This is a genomic window from Micromonospora sp. LA-10, from assembly GCF_051853095.1.
In the GTDB taxonomy this organism is placed as follows: Bacteria; Actinomycetota; Actinomycetes; order Mycobacteriales; family Micromonosporaceae; genus Micromonospora; species Micromonospora echinospora_A.
The window spans coordinates 2,106,140-2,125,704 of sequence record NZ_CP195710.1 but is presented as its reverse complement, the minus strand read 5'-3'; the positions used below and the strand labels follow the sequence as shown (position 1 = coordinate 2,125,704).

Sequence of the window (19,565 nt, the reverse complement as noted above, 5' to 3'; positions counted from 1 at the left end):
GTCCCGCCCCGGCCCAAATCCGAACACCAACTCCTTGATCACCGACGCCACCAGGGCCTGGGCGAGGGTGCTTGTCGGCCTCCCAGTCGGGCGCTCGCGGTCCTGTGCCCCCGCGCCACCCCTCTGACCCCGTGATCATGAAGTTAGCGGCGTTCTTGATCTCGGATTCCGCCGTCAACTTCATGATCGTCCGGCTTCCGTCCGGCTCGGGCGTGGTTCCCGTTCCCGCGCCTCGTCCTCCGTGCCGGTGGGCGGTGATCAAGGGGTTTGTGTCCTGTGGAGGGCGGGAGGCGGACACAAACTCCTTGATCACCGGGGCGGGTCGGGCGGGGCGCTGACCCCGGTGATCATGAAGTTGGCGGTGTTGTTGATCTCGGAATCTGCCGTCAACTTCATGATCAACGCCTAGGGCGGTCAGGTGGGGGTCGTTATGGGGGTGGGCGGGGTCCAGGGGGAGGTGCCGACCACGTTCGTCGCGCGTACCCGGTAGTGGTAGGTGACACCGCGGGCCAGGCCGGTGTTGGTGAAGCCCCGGCCGGTGACGCGGAACGTGGCCGGATCCCTGGTGAACGCGGCGTCGGTGGCGCGCTGCACGACGAAACCGGCGCCCGGTCCGGCCGGCGCCTCCGCCGACCAGCTCAACGTCACGGTGGCGGTGTCCGGCCCCGGCGCGCTCGCGATGACGCTCACCGCCGTGGGCGCCGTCGGCCGGGCCGGGGTGGTCACCCGGGCCACTGTGGACCAGGGGGACGCCGCGCCCAGGTACGTCGTGCGTACCCGGTAGTAGTACGTGGTGTCCGGGGCGACGGCCGGGTCCAGGTGGGCCTCGCCCACGGCGATCGCTGTGGTGCCCGGGCCGCTGCTGAACGTCGGGTTGGTGGCGCGCTGCACGTCCACACCGGTGGCGAAGGAGTGGTTCGCCCAGCGCAGCGCCACCCGCAGTGGCGCGGTCGGCAGCACCGCCGAGGTGAGCCGGGCCGGCGCGGCCAGGCGCACCGCCGCCGGTACGGCATTCGACCAGGACGAGCAGCTCACCGCGTTCTCGGCCCGGATCCGGTAGTGGTACGTGACGCCGGGCGTGACTGTCGCGTCGGTGTAGCGGGTCGCGGTGGCGGCCACGGTGATCTCGGTCAGCCCGGCGGTGAAGGCGCTGTCGGTGGCGCGTTGCAGCAGGTGGCTGGTGGGCACCGGGCGGCTGCCGTTGCCGGTCCAGGTCAGCGCGATGGCGGGAAGCGCGGTGGCGCTGCCCGGCGCCGGGGTGGCGGTCAGCCCGGTCGGAGCCTTGGGCGCCACCCGCAGCACCAGTGGACGGCTCATGCCCTGGTCGCGCAGCCCTGCCGAGCGGGTCTGCCAGCGGTACTCCCAGCCCAGGTTGACGAGTTGGTTGACCACAGTGGCGGGACGCCCGTCGGCCGGGCTGACCGGGCTCGCGTCCAGCCGTGCGCCGACGGGCCGGGACGGGTCGAGCAGCCGTACGCTGTCGCCGATCTTGAACGGCAGGGGCGGGGGCGCGGGACGCAGCGCCACCACGACGTCCTCCCGGGGGTTGACCCGGACGGTGTCCTTCCAGCCCAGCTCGCCCGCCTCGGGCGGGCGCAGCGTGCCGTCCCAGCCGACCCGGTTGACCAGTTGCACGTCGCAGCCCTCGATGTGCACCGGATGGGTGCGCGGGGCATCGCCGACGATCCGCCACAGTTGCGTGCCGTCGCCGGGCGCGCCGACCGGTACGGCCGGGTCGGTGGTGTGCAGCACCTCGGTGGCGGGTTCCACCGGGCCCAGCGGCAGCGTGGCCGGCAGCAGCGGCCCGCTGACCGGGTGGCCGACGCCGAGGCGGCCCACCGTGCGGCCGTGCCGGGGCTCGAACACCTGCCCGACCGACTTCACCGCCAGCGGCAGCGTGACCGGCGCCGCCGCGCCGGGCGGGGTGAACGTGACCGAGGCGTCCCGCGCGCCGACCAGCGTCGGACGCGGGGTGTGGGTTCCGAACGCGGCGTCGTACGCCGGTTGCGGCACGATCGGCGGCGGCTGGCTGTGCGCGTACGCCCCGGGTAGCCGGTCGCCGAGCCGGCGCGTGTCGTACGGCTGAGCCGGTGCGCCGATGACCCGGATCTGGAGCAGCGTACGGGTGTTCGGGCCGTACCCGGGGCGGGTCGGCGGCAGCCCGCCCGAGCCGGTCCGGTCCGGCGCGCCGGTGTGGTGGTCGTAGCGCGGGTCGAACCGGGGCAGCGGCGCGGGGCAGTCGTTGTAGAGGATGAGTGTGCTGCCCGGCGCCACGGTGGCGAAGTCCACCACCACGTCGGCCCGTTCGCCGGGGGCCAGCAGCAGCGCGTGCCCGTCCACGTTGAGCACTGTCGGGTCCTGCCTGTCGTACCGGTAGTCCACCGGCCGGTTGGCCAGCACCACCGGGGCGGGGAGCAACCCGCTCTCGTTGCCGATCTGGATCAGGTCGGGTCCGGCGGCGGCCGGGTCGGGCACACCGCCGTCGCGTCCGTCCACCGGCCAGTACGCGGGCCGCCCGGGCGCGCGTACCGCCTCGATCATCGGCACCTCGCCGGCGTCCGGGTCGGCCATACTGCCGTCGTCGGCCCACATCGGGTCGTCCGAGGCGGCCCGGTAGAGCTGGAGGTTGAGCGCCCGGTCGGCGCAGGCGTTGAGGATCCGGAACCGGTACGCGCGCGGCGCGACCTCCAGGTACGGGTAGGCGACGCCGTTGACGAGCGGGGTGTCCCCGTACGCCTCGGGCACCGCCGACGGGTGCGGCACGGCGGGCGCCAGCGGCGGCTCGTCCGGGTCGGTGTCGGGGTCGTGGTGCGGGTTCGGCACCGGGGCGACCCACGGGCTGGCCCCGCCGTCCGGGTCGTGGGTCCACGGCCCGTAGTCCCAGCGGCCGGTCGGGTTGCCGCCGGTTAGCCGGTACGGGTTCTGCCGGGGCTGGTAGACGTGCGGGTGCCAGAGGCTGCCCTTGGCGCCCCAGCGGTCCCGGTCCCAGGTCGGGTCCTGGGCGGCGAGCTGCGCGTCGTCCGGCACGAACGTCTTGTCCTCGATCACCAGCGGGAACTGGTCGGCGGGAAGCACGCCGTCGTCGACGAGGCGTTCCTCGGCCGGATCGGTGAGCAGGTACAGCGCGATCTGCCCGGAGTAGACGGTGAGCCGGGACAGGCCGAGCGTGTTGTCGTGCAGCCACATCAGCCGGCCGCTCTGCTCGTTCGGGAAGTACAGCGTGGTGGCGCCCGCGCCGGGCGGCGGCATGTCCGGCACCGGCGTGACACCCACCCCGACCGGGTACGGGGTGATCTCGCCGGCCGGGGTCACCCACTGCCACGGGTTGCCGGCGCTGATCCACCCGGTCTGCGCGCCGGACAGGTGCGGCACGGCCCGGTTCTGTGGGTACGGCGCGGGACCGTCCAGCGGCCCGCCGCCGGCCCCGTCGACCGTCTCGTCCACCGGCAGGAACAGCTCGCCGGCCCGTCCGGTGGGGAGCTGGTTGATGAACTTGATCCGGACCGGACGGCCGCGCCGCGCGACGATCATCGGGCCGAGGTGCCAGGGCCGCTCCGGTGGGCTGACGGTGTTGTGGCCGGCCGCGTCGGTGCCCAGGTTGAGTTGGCGGTAGCCGCGCAGCCGGGTGGCCGGCAGGTCGCGGTGCAGGCGTTGCGCGTACTCCTGGAGGCCGATTTCGTAGTAGTCGCAGCCCGGCCAGGTGATGGTGTCCGGGACGGCGACCGGCAGGCGGGCGCCGAGCCCGGCGGTGGCGGGCTGCCCGGGCAGCGGCAGCGGGTCGACGAACTTGCGGATGCCGGTGCCGGGCGCCGGGCGGCCGTCGGCGTCGAGCGTGGGCAGCGGGCTGCCGGCGGTGTTCGGCACCGGGCCGAACAGGCGCGGGACGGCGGCCGGGTCCAGGCTGGCCGGGGTGGCTCCGTCGCCCGGCTCCTCGTCGCCGGCGCGCGCGGCGGGTACGCCCCGCCCCGCGGAACCGGCGAACGTGGTGGGCGCGGTCTCCTCGGCGACTCCGGCGCGGTCCGGCCGTCCGGGCCGGAGTCTGCGGAACAGCACCATGGCTCTCCCCGGGGTCGGGGCGCGCCGGCCGACACCCCGGCGTGGCGGCGTACGCGCTGCTGACGAGCGGTGAGCGGTCAATCGCAGCATGCGACGTCGCGGGGGTGAGACGGAAGTACCCAATCGTCCCTATCTTGGCGATCTTTGGCGTTTCGTGGAAGTTCCACGTCAGGTGCGGTCGGGCTGGCAGACCGGGCACCAGTAGGTGACCCGCTCGCCCAGCTCCTCCTTGCGGATGGCCGTTCCGCAGCGCCGGCACGGCTGGGCCCGGCGGCCGTATACGTAACTGGTGCCGCCCCGGCGCAGCACCCCGGTCGTGCTCTGCGTCCAGCGGCCCCGGTTCGCCGCGAGCAGCCGCTGGGCCAGCGCGACGGTGCCGGGCAGGTCCGGCACCGCGCGTACCGGCGTCCAGGGGGACACCCCGCGCAGGAACAGCACCTCGCACTTGTAGAGGTTGCCCACGCCGGCGAGGTTGCGCTGGTCGAGCAGCGCCTCGCCGATGGTGCGCTCCGGCTCGGCGGCGAGCCGGCGTACCGCCTCGTCGGCGTCCCAGTCCGGGCCGAGCAGGTCCGGGCCGAGGTGACCGACGAGCGACTCCTCCTCGGCCGTCGGCACCAGCGCCAGCTCGTGCAGGTGGTAGCCGACGGCGACCGCGCCGGGGGAGCGGAGCACCACGCGGATCAGGTGCGCCGGCCGCGCCGTCCAGCGTTCACCCGGGGTGTACGCGCGCCAGGCGCCGTCCATCCGCAGGTGCGAGTGCAGCGTCCACTGGGCATCGGTGGGCGCGGTGAGGCGCAGCAGCAGGTGCTTGCCCCGGCTGGCCGACTCGCGCACGGTCCAGCCGGTCAGGTCGGTGGCGGCGAGCTGCGGCACGCGGAAGTCGGACCCGGTGAGCCGGGCCCCGGACAGCGCGCGATCCAGGACGCGCGCGGTGTTCCAGACGGTGTCGCCTTCGGGCACCCGGCCATTGTCCCCTACCGAACAGAATTCGCATGTGTCGCCATTTGTACTGAGGTTCCACTTGATCTGCGGAAACGCAACGATCAGGGGGTTCTGAGGAGAATGCTGATGGCTCATTCTGGACGTCGTACCGTCGTCGCCCTGACTGCCCTGCTCACCGTGGCCGCCGGACTGCCCGGCACGCCCGCGTCGGCCGCGCCCCCGTCCACCGCCGTACCGGCACTCGCCGGCGCGCCCGACCCCGAACGCTGGTCCGTCGACCTCGCCGTCGCCGGCGGCGACGACGTCAACGTCGCCTGGCGTTCCGGCCGCCTCCGGCTGGCCGACCCCCGCCCCACCGCCCGCACCCGCCCGGCCGCCGTGGGCGGCCCGGTCGCCGAGGGCATCCTGCTCTCCGCGCCGCGCGTCCTGGACCGGCCCGCCACCCGGGTACGCGCCCGGCTCGCCGCCCGCACCGGCGACGGGGGTACGGCGGTGGCCCAGGTACGCGGCTGGCGTGCCCGCGGCTGGACCGAGTGGCGCGACGCCGCCGAGGCCGTGTTCGACGAACCGGTCCGCCGGGTGCAGGCGCGCGTCGTGCTGACCACCAGCGACGCCGCGTCCGAGGCCACGGTGACCGGCCTGACGCTGGCCGCCGACCGGGTCGCCACCACGGCGGTCCAGCCGGCCGCCCCGCTCACCTACCGGGTGTACGCGACCCGGATCGGCCTGGTCGGCGGCACCACCGCCAACGGGCACACGGTGCGCACCCGGGACCACTTCGCGGCGCTGCCCAGCCGGCGCGGCCTGTCCCCGCGTGGCACCGGCGACTACACCGTCAAGGTCTGCACCACGAACGGACGCCGCTGCGAGTACGCCCCGGTCTGGGACGTCGGCCCGTGGAACACCCGCGACGACTGGTGGAACCCGTCGTCGATCCGGGAGAACTGGACGGACCTGCCGCGCGGGCGGCCCGAGGCCCAGGCGGCGTACCAGAACAACTACAACGGTGGGCGTGACCAGTTCGGACGCACCGTGCGGAACCCGGCCGGGCTGGACCTGGCGGACGGCACGTTCTGGGACGGGCTGCGGCTCACCGACAACGCGTGGGTGGACGTGACGCTGCTGTGGACCGGTGGCGGGGCACGGGCCGTCGTCGGCTCCGGGCCGCTGAACCTGCGCGCCGGGGCGGGCACCTCGTACGCGAGCCGTGGCCTGGCCGCCACGTACGCCCACGTGCCGGTGCAGTGTTACGTGACCGGCCAGCGGATCGCCGGCACGTACCGCACGACGACGCGGTGGTACCGCCTGGTCGGCGGCACCTACGTGAGCCACGCGTACCTGTCCTCGATCTACGGCGGCACAGTCCCCCGCTGCTGACCCTGTCTCTCCCCCTCCCTACCCCCTGACCTCCGTTGATCTTGCAGTTTCGGCCCGCCCGGTGGGGCTTTTGTCCCCTGTGCCGGGGCGCCAACTGCAAGATCGCGGGGGTCAGGGGCAGGGTCAGGGGGTGGTGATGGTGATTAGGGCGCCTGGGGTGGTCTGGAGGGTGTCGGCGGCTCGGCCGGTGTTCACCGCTATGGCCACCAGGTCGGCGGAGTCGGGGTAGACCACCAGGGCGCCGGGCGGGGCGTCGCCGAACGTGCGACCGTGCACCGCCTCCCGGCCGTTCACCAGCACCCGGGGCGGCAGGCCGTCGAGCAGCGCGCCCGGCGCGGCGAGCTGGACGTTGCCGAAGTGGTCGACTGTGAGCACCTCGGCGGTGAGGCCGCCGGACTGGGCGCGGACGACCGGTTCCGGCAGCCGGACCAGCGTGCCCGGGTCAACCGCCGGCCCGGCCTCGGCCAGCGGTGCGCCCAGCGCCAGCCGGGCGGCCACCGGCGCGAACACGTCCCGCCCGTGGAACGTGCGGGAGACGACCGGGCCGAGCCAGTCCGGGTTGGTCAGCTCCACCGCCGCGCTCACCCCGCCGAGCGCCTCGGCGGCCGGGACCAGCAGCCCGTTGTCCGGGCCGACCAGGAGCCCGCCGGGCGCGGCCAGCGCGATCCCGCGCCGGGTGGTGCCGACGCCCGGGTCGACCACCGCGACGTGCACCCCCCACGGCAGGTACGGCACCGTCTGCGCGAGCACCGCCGCGCCCCGGCGTACGTCGGCCGGCGGCACCAGGTGCGTCACGTCGATCACGCGTACGGCCGGTGCGAGCCGGGCCAGCACCCCGTGGCACGCCGCCACGAACCCGTCGGCCAGGCCGTAGTCGGTGGTCAGCGAGACGCATCGAGGGGTGCCGTTCACCGGTCGCCCGCCCTGGTCAGGCGCCGCGCCAGGCGCAGCTCGTCGTGCAGCGGGATGCCGTCCGCGCCGATCCGGGGGATCGTCGGTTTGACCGCTCGGGCCCGGTCCACCGCGCCACTGTCCACCGCGACGATGCGCAGCCCTCGGCGCTGGTAGAAGCGCAGCGCGCCCAGGTTGTCGTTCGTGGTGACCAGCCAGATCCGGTCCGCCCCGGCTTCCGTGGCCGCCTTCTCGGCGGCGGCCAGCAGGGCGCTGCCGGCCCCGTTGCTGGGCGTCGACGCGGCCAGGCTCACCACTTCCAGCCCGTCGGTGTCGACCCGGTACACCAGCGCGCCGGCGAACGCGCCGCCGTCGTCGACCGCCACCAGCGCGGGCAGGTCACGCAAGTCGTAGCGGGTGTCGTGGACCACCACGTTCGGCCCGCCCCACTCCCGCTCGTGCAACGCCGTCAGCGCGGCACGGTCCTCGTCGCGCGCCTGACGTACCCGGATCGAGGCCACCGGCACACCCTACGTTCCCGCTCCCCGGCACTCCGGGCGGTCAGCCGCGCAGCCGCAGGCCACGCGGGGTGGCGCGGAAACCGGCGGCGGTCAGCGCGTCGCGCAGCGGGGACGTGTGCACCGCCTCGCCGTCGGCGCGTTCCACCGAGATCGCGCCGAGCGCGCCGGAGTGCACCGCGTCGGCGAGCGCCTTGGCGGCCGCGCCGAGCGTGTCGGTGTCGTCGGTGAACGACAGGATCGTCCGGCCGCCCCGCTCGACGTAGAGCGCCACGTCACCACCGACCAGGACGACCAGCGCGCCCGCCTTGCGCCCGGCGCGGTGCCCGGTGGCGGGGGCCGCGCCGTCCCCGGAGTCGACCACGCGCTCGGGCCAGGGCAGCGCCGCGCCGTACGGGTTCGCCGGGTCGGTCGCGGCGAGCACCACGGCCGGGCCGCCCCGGCCCTGGCTGTCGTCGGCGAGCGCCCGGATCCGGTCGACCGCGCCGGGCACCGCGAACTGTGCCGCGCCCAGCCCTTCCACGAAGTAGCCGCGCCGGGCCGCCCCGCGTTCCTCCAGTGCGGACAGCACCGGGTAGACCCCGGCGAAACCGCCGGTGACCTGCTCGGCCACCACCGCACCCCGGGTCACCACGCCGTGTCGTTCCAGCAGCAGGTCGGCGAGCGCGGCGGCGCGGCGGGTGGGGTCGAGGTCGCGTTCGGGCAGCCGGGACCAGCGACCGGCCATTGTCGGCGGGCCGCCCCGGCTGGGCAGCGCCACCCGGCCGGGCCGGCGGTAGCGGGTGCGCGGCGCCGAAGGCCGGGACCGGTGCGCCCCGCCCGCGCCGAGCGCGGCCCGCAGCGGGGCGAGCGTGTCGTTCGTGAGGTGACCGGCCCACACCAGGTCCCACACCGCCGCGGACAGGGCGGCGTCGTCGGTGGCGCCGACCCGGTCGGAGAGCGAGCGGAAGAACAGCGCCTGCCCGTCGGCGAGCGCGTCGAGCACGGATTCGTGCAGCGGGGTCAGCGTCAGCGCCTCGTCCGGCGGCGGGAGCAGCAGCGGCGCGGAGTCGGCGTACGCGAGCGTCACCCACCCGTCGCCGCCGGAGATCGCGCCCGCGCCGGCCCACACCACCTCGCCACTGGCGCACAGCTCGTCGAGCTGGGCGGGGGAGTAGTCGGCGACCCGGGCGGGAAGCACCAGCCGTTCCAGCGCGGACGCCGGCACGTTCACGCCCTGCAACTGTTCGAGGGCGGCGGCGACGGCCTCGACGCCCCGGGCCGACGAGCCGACCTGCTGCCACCGGGGCAGGAACGTGGCGAGCGCGCGCGGCGGCACCGGTTCGATCTCCCGGCGCAGGGCGGCCAGGGAGCGGCGGCGCAGCAGGCGCAGCACCTCCGCGTCGCACCACTGCGTGCCCACCGTGTCCGGGGCGAACTCGCCGGAGACCACCCGGCCGTTCGCGGCGAGCCGCCGCAGCGCCTGCTCGACCACGAACACGCCGAGACCGAAGCGGGCGGCGCAGGTGGCCGCCGCGAACGGGCCGTGCGTGCGGGCGTACCGGGCGACCAGGTCGGTGAGCGGATCGGCCACCGGCGCCAGGTACGCCTCGGCGACCCCGACGGGCAGCGCCACGCCGAGCGCGTCGCGCAGCCGGGCGGCGTCCTCGACCACGACCCAGCGGTCCTCGCCGGCGATGCGGACCCGCAGGACCCGCCGGGCCGCCGCCAGCTCCTCGGTCCAGGATTCCGGCACGCCCCGTTCGGCCAGCTCGGCGCCGCTCAGGTCACCGACCACGCGCAGCAGCTCGACCACGTCCTCCGCGTCGCGGGGCCGGCGCTGCTCGGTGAGCCAGCGCAACTGGCGGGCGGTCTCGGCGAGCACCTCCGGGTCGAGCAGTTCCCGCAGGTCGACCCGGCCGAGCAGCTCGCCGAGCAGCCCGGAGTCGAGCGCCAGCGCGGCGGCCCGCCGCTCGGCCAGCGGGGCGTCGCCCTCGTAGAGGAACGCGCCGACGTACCCGAACAGCAGCGACCTGGCGAACGGCGACGGGCGCTCGGACTCGACCTCCACCAGGCGTACCTTGCGGGCGGCCAGGTCACGCATCAGCTCGGCCAGGGCGGGCTGGTCGAAGACGTCCTGGAGGCACTCCCGGGCGGCCTCCAGCGTCACCGGGAAGTCGGCGTACTCGCGGGCCACGTCGAGCAGTTGCGCCGCGCGCTGGCGCTGCTGCCACAGCGGCTGCCGCCGACGGGGGTCACGGCGCGGCAGCAGCAGCGACCGGGCCGCGCACTCCCGGAACCGGGACGCGAACAGCGCGGACGTGCCGACCGACTCCTCGACCAGCTGCGCGATCTCGTCCGGCTCGAAGACGACCACGTCGGCGCCGGGCGGCGTCTCGGCGGTGTCCGGCAGGCGGACCACGATGCCGTCGTCGGAGGGCATCACCTGGGCGTCCACGCCGTACCGCTCGGCCAGCCGACGCCCGATCGCGAGCGCCCACGGCCCGTTGACGCGCGCGCCGAGCACCGAGTGCACGGCGAGCCGCCAGTCGCCCAGCTCGTCGCGGAACCGTTCGACCACCACCGTCCGGTCGTCCGGCAGCGACCGGGTGGCCGCCTTCTGCTCGCGCAGGTAGGTCATCAGGTTGCCGGCGGCCCAGTCGTCCAGCCCACCGGCGCGCAGCGCCGCCACCGCGTCGGAGTCGGACTGCCGCAGCAGCGCCCGGACCCGGGCGCCGATCGCCCGGCCCAGCTCGACCGGGCGGCCGAGCTGGTCGCCCTTCCAGAACGGCATCCGGGCGGCCTGACCCGGCGCGGGGGAGACCAGTACTCGATCCGGGGTGATCTCCTCGATCCGCCAGGACGACGAGCCGAGCAGGAACACGTCACCCACCCGGGACTCGTAGACCATCTCCTCGTCCAGCTCGCCGACCCGGGCGGCCCGCTCCGCGCCGGCCAGGAAGACCCCGAACAGGCCCCGGTCGGGAATGGTGCCGCCGCTGGTCACGGCGAGCCGCTGGGCGCCGGGGCGGCCGGTCAGCACGTCGGTGGCGCGGTCCCACACGAGCCGGGGACGCAGCTCGGCGAACGCGGTGGACGGGTAGCGGCCGGAGAGCATGTCGAGCACCGCGTGCAGTGCCGAGTCCGGCAGCTCCGCGAACGGCGCCGCCCGGCGGACCAGCACGGCGAGGTCGCCGAGCCGCCACGGCTCCAGCGCCACCATCGCGACGATCTGCTGGGCCAGCACGTCGAGCGGGTTGCGCGGGTAGTGCAGCTCCTCGATCGCCCCGACGCCCATCCGCTCGGCGACCACCGTGCACGAGAGCAGGTCGCCCCGGTGCTTGGGGAAGACGACGCCGCGCGACACCGCGCCGACCTGGTGTCCGGCCCGCCCGACCCGCTGCAGCCCGGCGGCCACGCTCGGCGGCGCCTCGATCTGCACCACCAGGTCGACGGCGCCCATGTCGATGCCCAGCTCCAGGCTGGACGTGGCGACCACGGCGGGCAGCCGACCGGACTTGAGCGCCTCCTCGATCTGCTTGCGCTCCTCCCGGGAGACGCTGCCGTGGTGGGCTCGCGCGATCACCGCCGGCGCCCCGGCGGCCGCGCCGGACTGCGCCATCACCTCCGCCGGCTGCCGGGGCGCGCGGATCGGCCCCGCGCCGCCGCGCGGACCGCCGTCGCCGACCGGCGGGCCGTCGGCGCCGGGCAGCAGATCGGATACGCGCACCGGCTCCCCGCCCCGGGCCACGCGGCTGCCCTCCGGGGCGGACGCGGCCTCGATCTCCTCGACGGCCAGCTCGTTGAGGCGGGCGCAGAGGCGTTCGGCGCCGCGTCGGGAGTTGGTGAAGACGATCGTGGACCGGTGTGCGCGGATCAGCGAGAACACGCGCTCCTCGACGGCCGGCCAGATCGACGGGCGCCGGGGAGCGAGCCCGCCCAGGTCGTCCTCCGGTGGCTCCTGCTCGTCGAGGCGGGTCATGTCCTCCACCGGGACCTGGACGCTCACCTCGATGGTCTTGTCGGCCGGTGGCTGCACCACGTCGACCGGGCGGGCGCCGCCGAGGAAGCGGGCGCACACGTCGATCGGCCGGACCGTCGCGGAGAGCCCGATCCGCTGGGCGGGCCGCTCCAGCAACGCGTCGAGGCGTTCCAGGGACAGCGCGAGGTGGGCGCCGCGCTTGGTGCCCGCCACCGCGTGCACCTCGTCCAGGATGACCGTGTCCACTCCGCGCAGCGAGTCGCGGGCAGCGGAGGTGAGCAGCAGGAACAGCGACTCGGGCGTGGTGATGAGGATGTCCGGCGGGGTGCGGGCGAAGGCGCGGCGCTCGTCGGCCGGGGTGTCGCCGGTACGCATGCCGACTGTGACGTCGGGCGGCGCCAGGCCGAGCCGGGCGGCGGCCTGGCGGATGCCGGTGAGCGGGGCGCGCAGGTTGCGTTCGACGTCGACCGCGAGGGCCTTGAGCGGGCTGACGTAGAGCACGCGGCAGCGCCGGCGGGGGTCGGCCGGCGGGGGTTCCTTGGCGAGCCGGTCCAGCGACCAGAGGAAGGCCGCGAGTGTCTTGCCGGAGCCGGTCGGTGCGACGACCAGGGCGTTGCGTCCGGCGGCCACCGAGTGCCAGGCGCCCTGCTGAGCCGGGGTGGGCGCGGCAAACGCCGCGGTGAACCACTCCCGGGTCGCCGCGCCGAACTCCTTGAGCACCCCGCCTGACCGGGTCACCTCGTCCGCCACGACCCCATCCTGCCGCGCCGGTGTGACATCCGGCCGATCGCCGCAGCGTTCTGTCCCGGCGACAGCGCTCAGGAAGGGAAATGGATGGTTGTTCCGTTAAGTCTTACTTAACTGGTTGCTTGTGCACTGCAACATAAAGTAACTTCACTCGCGATGCGGCGTGGGCTGGAGGCGTGGATGACCGTCGAGGAACGAGGCTTCGGGCCCGGCACCGACCTGCTCCTCCGGCAGGTCGACGGCCGGCTGGCCGCGCTCCGCGCCGGGCTGCGCGGTCCCGACCTCGAACTGGCCGAGGAACTGGCCCGGCGGCTGCGCGAGATGATCCTCGCCACCGCCCGTTCCAGCGCTGCCGACCGGGCGCGCGTGCGGGCCGCCGTGCACTACTTCGTCCAGCGCCGGGAGAGCCGGGACGCCCGGCTGCCGCTGCGGTCCCTCGCCGTCGCCCAGCGCGCCGTCGACCGGGCCGCCCGCCAGTTGGACTCCACCGCCCTGTCCTGACCGACCCGCCGGCCCGCTGTGCCCCTTGCCACCCCGCCTCCCGTGGCGGGCTGCTTCTCCATCCCGCCTCCTGCGGTGCCGTCGGCCGTCCGCCCCGCCTCCCGCCGTGCGACCAGGCCTCCCGTCCCGCCTCGTCCCACCCACCAACCCACCTTCGCGTTGACCAAGGAGTTTGTGTCTCCGCGAGCGCGACCTCCGGACGCAAACTCCTTGATCAACGCGAAACGGCCGAGGCGGGGCAAGGGCGGTTGGGCGGGAGGGCGGCGGGGTGGATGGTGGCGGTGGGGAGAAGGGTGGCTTTTGGGGAAAACAGCCCGGTTAGGGTCGCTTGTGACGTCTGATCGGTGGTGTCCCAGCGTGTTCCGGCGCGCTGTCACCTCGACCGGGAGTACGCGTGCTCGTCCTGCTGATCGTGCACCTGGTGGCGGCGCTGCTCGCCCCGCTGCTGGTCCGCCGGTGGGGTCCGCGCGCCTGCCTGCTGCTCGCGCTCGCCCCGGCCGCCACCGCGGTCTGGGCGGCGGCCCACACCGGCGCGGTACGCGACGGCGGCGCGGTGGTCGAGACGTACCAGTGGATCCCGCAGCTTCAGCTCGACGTGGCGCTGCGGGTCACCACGCTGTCCTGGCTGATGCTGCTGCTGGTCGGCGGCGTCGGCGCGCTGGTGCTGGTCTACTCCGCCCGCTACTTCGCGCCCGGGTCGGTCGGGCTGGCCCGGTTCGCCGCCGTCATGGTCGCCTTCGCCGGGGCGATGCTCGGCCTCGTCGTCTCCGACGACCTGCTGCTGCTCTACGTCTTCTGGGAACTGACCACAGTCTTCTCGTACCTGCTGATCGGGCACAGCACCGAGCGCCGGTCCAGCCGGTGGGCGGCCGCGCAGGCGCTCACCGTGACCACGCTGGGCGGCCTGGCCATGCTCGTCGGGTTCCTGATGCTCGGCCACCACGCGGGCGGCTACCGCTGGTCGTCGGTGGCGTCCGCGCCGCTGCCCGGCGGCGGTTACCTGGCGCTGGCGGTGCTGCTCGTCCTCGCCGGGGCGCTGGCGAAGTCGGCGGTGTTCCCGTTCAACGCCTGGCTGCCGGTGGCGATGGCCGCGCCGACACCGGTCAGCGCGTACCTGCACGCGGCGGCGATGGTGAAGGCCGGAATCTTCCTCATCGGACTGCTCGGCCCGGCGCTCGCCGCGGCCGGGCCGTGGCGGCCGGTCACCGTCGTCGCCGGACTGGTCTCGCTGGTGCTGGGCGGCTGGGCAGCGCTGCGGCAGACCGACCTGAAGCTGCTGCTGGCGTACGGGACGGTCAGCCAGCTCGGCCTGCTCGCCGTGGTGTTCGGGGCGGGCACCCCGAAGGGGGCCCTGGCCGGCGTGGCGATGCTGGCGGCGCACGCCCTGTTCAAGGCGGCGCTGTTCCTGGTCGTCGGCATCCTCGACCACGAGGCGGGCACCCGCGACCTGCGGGACCTGTCCGGTGTGGCCCGGGCCGCGCCGGTGCTGGCCACTGTCGCCACGCTCGCCGCCGCCTCGATGGCCGGCGTGCCGCCGCTGCTCGGGTTCGTGGCCAAGGAGTCGGTGCTCGCCGCGTTCACCGGCGACCCGCTCGTGCTCGCCGTGCTGGTGGCCGGCAGCGCGCTCACCGTCGCGTACAGCATCAGGTTCGTCTGGGGCGCGTTCGGCACCCGGCCCGGCGTCGCCGACACGGAGGTGGACCGGCCGCCGGCCGCGATGCTCGTACCCCCGGCGTTGCTCGCCGTGGCCGGGCTCGCCGCCGGCCCGGCCGCCGGGTGGCTCAGCGGCCTGTTCGAGCCGTACGCGGAGCTGTTCGGGCCGGTCGAGGAGCATCTGGCGCTCTGGCACGGGCCGACAGTGGCGCTCGGCCTCTCCGCCCTCGTGCTGGCCGGCGGTGCGGCGCTGCACCTGGTCCGCGGCCCGCTCGCGCCCGCGCTGGCGCGGCTGCGCTCGCCGGTGGGCGGCAACCAGGGGTACGAGTGGGTGACGCACGCCTTCGACCGGCTCGCCATCGAGGTCACCGGCGCCACCCAGCGCGGTTCGCTGCCGCAGTACCTCGGCACGGTGCTGCTCGCGCTGGTGTTCGTGCCCGGCGGGGCGATGCTGGCCACCGCGCCGTGGCGGGTGGAGCTGGCGGCCTGGGACAACCCGGCCCAGCTCGTGGTCACCGTGGTGATCGCGGTCGCCGCGCTGCTCGCGGTCGGCGCGCGCCGCCGGCTCACCGCGATGCTGCTGGTCGGGGTCACCGGCTACGGCACCGCGATGATGTTCGTCCTGTACGGCGCGCCGGACGTGGCGCTCACCCAGTTCCTGGTGGAGACCGCCACGATCGCCGTGTTCGTGCTGGTGTTACGCCGGCTGCCGGAACGCTTCTCGGCCCGTCCGCTGCGCCGCAGCCGCTGGGTGCGGCGCGGCATCGGGATCGCCGCCGGCGTGGTGATGGCCGGGCTGGCGCTGACCGCGGCCGGGGCACGCCGGGCGCCGTCGATCTCCGCCGACTTCCCGCAGCTCGCCGCCGTCGAGGGGTACGGCCGCAACATCGTGAACGTGACCCTGGTGGACATCCGGGCCTGGGACACCATGGGGGAGATCTCGGTGCTCGTGGTGACCGCGACCGGCGTGGCCAGCCTGATCTACGAGCGTTCCCGCACCGGGCCGCGTCCCCGCCGTCCCCGGCCGGTCGCGGTGCGCACCGGTGACCGGCGCACGGTGTGGCTGCGCGGCGGGCAGACGCTGCCGGAGCGGCGCCGCTCGATCGTGTTCGAGGTGGTCACCCGGCTGATCTTCCACACCGTACTGATCTTCTCGCTGTTCCTGCTCTTCTCCGGGCACAACGCCCCCGGCGGCGGTTTCGCCGGTGGCCTGGTGGCGGGCCTCGCGCTGGCGCTGCGCTATCTGGCCGGCGGCCGGTACGAGCTGGCCGAGGCGGCACCGGTCGGGGCGGGCACCGTGCTCGGCGCGGGTCTGGGCATCTCGGTCGGCAGCGGAGTGCTCGGCCTGGCGCTGACCGGCGAGGTGCTGCAGAGCGTCAAGGTCGGCCTGTGGCTGCCGGTGATCGGCGACTTCTACCTGGTCACGTCGCTCTTCTTCGACATCGGCGTCTACCTGGTGGTGGTCGGGCTGGTGCTGGACATCCTGCGCAGCCTCGGCGCCGAGGTGGACCGGCACGTGGAGGCCGCCGGTGAGGCGGGACGCGGGCTGGTCGTCCAGCGGGACGGTCCCTCATGAGCGCGAGGAGTGAGCCGGGTTTGCGAGCCCCGCAGTCGCGAGCAGAGGTGGCTCGGTGAACAGGGGCGCGGCCGCGCCGACGATGGTGCTGGTGCTGGCGGTCGGGGTGCTCGTCGCCGCCGGCGTCACGCTGCTGCTGGAACGCAGCCTGACCCGGATCCTGCTCGGCATCATCCTGCTCGGCAACGGCGTGAACCTGCTCATCCTGCTCGGCGGGCGCTCCGGCCCCGCACCGTTCGTGGGTTCCACGCCGCCGGGTGAGATGAGCGACGCGCTGCCGCAGGCCATGGTGCTCACCGCAGTGGTGATCACGTTCGGGCTGACCGCGTTCCTGCTCGCCGTCGCGTACCGCAGCTGGTACACCAGCGGCGACGACGAGGTGCAGGACGACCTGGAGGACCGGCAGATCGTCCGGCTCGCCGAGAGCAACGAGGTGTCCACGGCGGACCACGGCGGCGAGGGCCCGGACGACGACCCGGAGCAGGTGGACCCGGAGCCGGCCCGCCGGCGGCTGCGCCGCGACGGTGACTTGTGAGCGCGAGGAGTGAGCCGGGTTTGCGAGCCCCGCAGTCGCGAACGGAGATGGCGCTGTGAGCGCCCTGGTGCCGCTGCCGGTGGTGGTGCCGCTGCTCGGCGCGGCGCTCACGCTCCTGCTCTCCGGGCAGCCCCGGTTGCAGCGGTCGGTGAGCGTGCTCTGCCTGGGCAGCGTCCTGGTGGTCGCGGCGGTGCTGCTGGTCGAGGCGTACCGGTTCGGGCCGGTGGTGGTGCAGGTGGGCGGCTGGCCGGCGCCGGTGGGCATCGTGCTGGTGGCCGACCAGCTGGCGGCGCTGATGGTGCTGGTCTCCTCGGCGGTGACGCTCTGCGTGCTGCTCTACTCGATCGGCCAGGGCCGGGGGGAGACCGGCGAGACCGCTCCGGTCAGCATCTTCCACCCCACGTACCTGGTGCTCACCGCGGGCGTGACGAACGCCTTCCTGGCCGGGGACCTGTTCAACCTCTTCGTCGGCTTCGAGATCCTGCTCGCCGCGAGCTTCGTGCTGATCACGCTGGGCGGCACCGAGGTGCGGCTGCGGACCGGGTCGACGTACGTGGTGGTCAGCATCCTGTCGTCGCTGCTGTTCCTGTCCGCGGTGGGCCTGGTGTACGCGGCCACCGGCACGCTGAACATGGCGCAGCTCGCCGGCCGGCTGGACGCGCTGCCGTCGGGCGTACGCATGACCCTGCAACTGATGCTGCTGCTCGCGTTCGGGATCAAGGCGGCGGTGTTCCCGCTGTCGGCATGGTTGCCGGACAGCTACCCGACCGCGCCGGCGCCGGTGACGGCGGTCTTCGCCGGCCTGCTCACCAAGGTCGGCGTGTACGCGATCATCCGCACCGAGACGCTGCTGTTCCCCGGCGGCCAGGTCGCCGGCCTGCTGATGGTGGTGGCCGGCCTGACCATGGTGGTCGGCATCCTCGGCGCGGTTGCCCAGTCGGACCTGAAGCGGCTGCTCTCCTTCACGCTGGTCAGCCACATCGGCTACATGATCTTCGGGGTGGCGTTGAGCAGCGTCGCCGGACTGTCCGGGGCGATCTTCTACGTGGTGCACCACATCACCATCCAGACCACGCTGTTCCTGGTCGCCGGCCTGGTCGAGGAACGTGCGGGCAGCACCGACCTGCGCCGCATCGGCGGCCTGGCGCGGATCGCCCCGATGCTCGGCGTGCTCTTCTTCGTCCCGGCGATGAACCTCGCCGGCATCCCGCCGTTCTCCGGCTTCCTCGGCAAGCTCGGCCTGCTCCAGGCCGGGGTGGCGGCCGGCGGCACGCTGCCCGCCGTGCTGGTCGGGGCCGGCACGCTGACCAGCCTGCTCACCCTCTACGCGGCCTCCCGGGTGTGGAACATCGCGTTCTGGCGGGAGCCCCGACTGGCCTCCACCACCGTGCCGGCCCGGCTGCCCGGCCTGATGGTCGGCGCCACCACCGCCCTGGTGGCGCTGGGCGTGCTGTTCACGCTGCTGGCCGGGCCGCTGTTCCAGGTCACCGCTGACGCGGCCACCGACCTGCGCGAACGCACCCCGTACGTGCGGGCGGTCCTGCCCGGGGACGTGCCGTGACCGACGACCTGCCCCCGGGCGGGGGCGCAGGCGGACAGCCGCAGGGCGTACCCCGGGCCGCGCCCGAGCCGGACGGGCCGATGCCGACGGTGGGCCGCGGTGGGCGGCGCCGCGACCAGGCGCTCGCGCTCGGCTGGCTCGTCGTCGCCTGGATGCTGCTGTGGGGCGACGTGTCCTGGGGCAACTTGATCGCCGGGCTGGTGGTCGGCGTGGCCGTGCTGGTGTTCTTCCCGCTGCCGCCGGTCTCCTTCGGCGGCCGGTTCCGCCCCCGCGCGCTGCTGGTCTTCCTGACCACCTTCGTCGCGGAGCTGGTGAGCGCCAGCCTGCACGTCGCCGCCGTGGCGCTGCGCTTCGGCTACCGCCCGCGCGGCGCGATCATCGCGGTGCCGCTGCGCGTGCGCACCGACCTCAACCTGGCGCTCACCGCCGAGGTGATCTCGCTGGTGCCGGGCACCCTGATCCTCGACGTCGACCGGGTCGAGGGCGTGCTCTTCGTGCACGTGCTCGACGTGCGCGGCCCCCAGGACGTGAGCGACAGCCGGAAGCGTGTGCTCGCCGTCGAACGGCGCATCGTCCGCGCCATCGGATCTCCCGCCGAGGTACGCCAGCTCGACCTCGAACCCGTCGAACGGAGGAACCCGTGACCGTCCTGCTCGCCGTGGCGCTCATCGTGCTGCTCTCGGCCACCGCGCTGCTCGCCCTGGCCCGCATCTACCGCGGCCCGTCCCTGCTCGACCGGGTCGTCGCCGCCGACCTGCTGCTGTCGGCGATGCTCGCCGCGGTGGGGGCGGAGGCCGCTGTCAACCGGCACGCCACCACGCTGCCCGTGCTCGTGGTGCTCTCCCTGCTGGGCTTCATCGGGTCGGTGTCGCTGGTGCGCTTCGCGGTCCGGGCCGAATCATGAGCGTCGCTGCCGTGGCGGACTGGGCGGGCGGGGTGCTGCTGCTGGCCGGCGCCGTGCTGGGGCTGGTCGCCGGCATCGGGCTGGTCCGCTTCCCGGACGTGCTGGACCGGATGCACACGGCCACCAAGCCGCAGGTGCTCGGCGTCCTGCTGCTCCTGGCCGGGCTGGCGTTGCGCCTGCGTACCCCCTCGGACCTGGGCATGCTGGTCCTCGTGGCGATCTTCCAGCTCTCCACCGCGCCGGTCGCCGCGCAGATGATCGGGCGGGCGGCCTACCGGTCCGGGCGGGTCGACCGGAGCCTGCTGGACGTGGACGAGCTGGCCGGGCGGTGAACCGGACGTGG

General features: G+C 74.6%; 13 protein-coding genes. 8 read left to right on the top strand and 5 right to left on the bottom strand.

Features of this window, described 5'->3' with window-relative positions; translation table 11 throughout:
* Positions 1-414: 414 nt before the first annotated feature.
* Both ACSDG8_RS09855 and ACSDG8_RS09850 read right to left on the bottom strand, forming a co-directional pair.
* Positions 415-4,146 carry a fibronectin type III domain-containing protein gene (locus tag ACSDG8_RS09855; protein ID WP_439427831.1) on the bottom strand — a complete coding sequence of 1,244 codons (3,732 nt, stop codon included), beginning with the start codon at positions 4,144-4,146 and terminating at the stop codon, positions 415-417.
* A gap of 78 nt (positions 4,147-4,224) precedes the next feature.
* Positions 4,225-5,016 carry a DNA-formamidopyrimidine glycosylase family protein gene (locus tag ACSDG8_RS09850; protein ID WP_439427830.1) on the bottom strand — a complete coding sequence of 264 codons (792 nt, stop codon included), beginning with the start codon at positions 5,014-5,016 and terminating at the stop codon, positions 4,225-4,227.
* 108 nt (positions 5,017-5,124) lie between these two features.
* Here ACSDG8_RS09850 and ACSDG8_RS09845 point away from each other — a divergent pair, with 108 nt between their 5' ends.
* Positions 5,125-6,375, top strand: a complete 1,251-nt coding sequence (locus ACSDG8_RS09845; RefSeq protein ID WP_210942861.1) for a hypothetical protein — start codon at positions 5,125-5,127, stop codon at positions 6,373-6,375.
* Between the two features lie 123 nt (positions 6,376-6,498).
* Here the strand turns inward: ACSDG8_RS09845 and ACSDG8_RS09840 are convergent, their stop codons facing one another.
* Genes ACSDG8_RS09840 through ACSDG8_RS09830 form a run of 3 tightly spaced genes read right to left on the bottom strand, consistent with a single transcriptional unit; the run spans position 6,499 to position 12,495 of the window.
* Positions 6,499-7,287 (bottom strand): SAM hydrolase/SAM-dependent halogenase family protein, encoded by a 789-nt coding sequence (locus tag ACSDG8_RS09840; protein ID WP_210893186.1) that lies wholly within the window; start codon positions 7,285-7,287, stop codon positions 6,499-6,501.
* Positions 7,284-7,787 carry a GNAT family N-acetyltransferase gene (locus ACSDG8_RS09835; protein ID WP_210893184.1) on the bottom strand — a complete coding sequence of 168 codons (504 nt, stop codon included), beginning with the start codon at positions 7,785-7,787 and terminating at the stop codon, positions 7,284-7,286. Before ACSDG8_RS09835 ends, ACSDG8_RS09840 begins: the two co-directional genes overlap by 4 nt.
* Positions 7,788-7,827: 40 nt before the next feature.
* Positions 7,828-12,495 (bottom strand): Lhr family helicase, encoded by a 4,668-nt coding sequence (locus ACSDG8_RS09830; RefSeq protein ID WP_439427829.1) that lies wholly within the window; start codon positions 12,493-12,495, stop codon positions 7,828-7,830.
* A 177-nt stretch (positions 12,496-12,672) separates the two neighbouring features.
* Here ACSDG8_RS09830 and ACSDG8_RS09825 point away from each other — a divergent pair, with 177 nt between their 5' ends.
* From ACSDG8_RS09825 to mnhG, 7 genes are all read left to right on the top strand, one after another.
* Complete coding sequence (locus tag ACSDG8_RS09825) at positions 12,673-12,993, top strand: hypothetical protein (protein ID WP_030504176.1); 321 nt, start codon at positions 12,673-12,675, stop codon at positions 12,991-12,993.
* Between the two features lie 394 nt (positions 12,994-13,387).
* The gene (locus ACSDG8_RS09820) at positions 13,388-16,222 is read left to right on the top strand and encodes a Na+/H+ antiporter subunit A (protein WP_210893180.1); all 2,835 of its coding nucleotides are present in this window, start codon (positions 13,388-13,390) and stop codon (positions 16,220-16,222) included.
* A gap of 55 nt (positions 16,223-16,277) precedes the next feature.
* The gene (locus ACSDG8_RS09815; RefSeq protein WP_374223525.1) at positions 16,278-16,757 is read left to right on the top strand and encodes a Na(+)/H(+) antiporter subunit C; all 480 of its coding nucleotides are present in this window, start codon (positions 16,278-16,280) and stop codon (positions 16,755-16,757) included.
* Between the two features lie 55 nt (positions 16,758-16,812).
* The gene (locus tag ACSDG8_RS09810; RefSeq protein WP_210893178.1) at positions 16,813-18,318 is read left to right on the top strand and encodes a Na+/H+ antiporter subunit D; all 1,506 of its coding nucleotides are present in this window, start codon (positions 16,813-16,815) and stop codon (positions 18,316-18,318) included.
* Positions 18,315-18,962 carry a Na+/H+ antiporter subunit E gene (locus ACSDG8_RS09805; protein ID WP_210893176.1) on the top strand — a complete coding sequence of 216 codons (648 nt, stop codon included), beginning with the start codon at positions 18,315-18,317 and terminating at the stop codon, positions 18,960-18,962. Before ACSDG8_RS09810 ends, ACSDG8_RS09805 begins: the two co-directional genes overlap by 4 nt.
* Positions 18,959-19,222 carry a monovalent cation/H+ antiporter complex subunit F gene (locus ACSDG8_RS09800; RefSeq protein ID WP_210893174.1) on the top strand — a complete coding sequence of 88 codons (264 nt, stop codon included), beginning with the start codon at positions 18,959-18,961 and terminating at the stop codon, positions 19,220-19,222. Before ACSDG8_RS09805 ends, ACSDG8_RS09800 begins: the two co-directional genes overlap by 4 nt.
* The gene (mnhG, locus tag ACSDG8_RS09795) at positions 19,219-19,554 is read left to right on the top strand and encodes a monovalent cation/H(+) antiporter subunit G (protein ID WP_210893173.1); all 336 of its coding nucleotides are present in this window, start codon (positions 19,219-19,221) and stop codon (positions 19,552-19,554) included. The genes ACSDG8_RS09800 and mnhG overlap by 4 nt, the downstream gene beginning before the upstream one ends.
* Positions 19,555-19,565: the final 11 nt, after the last annotated feature.

Coding starts and splice junctions, on each gene's coding strand:
- ACSDG8_RS09855 (WP_439427831.1), bottom strand. CDS start 4,146: ATGCTGCGATTGACCGCTCACCGCTCGTCAGCAGCGCGTACGCCGCCA.
- ACSDG8_RS09845 (WP_210942861.1), top strand. CDS start 5,125: ATGGCTCATTCTGGACGTCGTACCGTCGTCGCCCTGACTGCCCTGCTC.
- ACSDG8_RS09825 (WP_030504176.1), top strand. CDS start 12,673: ATGACCGTCGAGGAACGAGGCTTCGGGCCCGGCACCGACCTGCTCCTC.
- mnhG (WP_210893173.1), top strand. CDS start 19,219: ATGAGCGTCGCTGCCGTGGCGGACTGGGCGGGCGGGGTGCTGCTGCTG.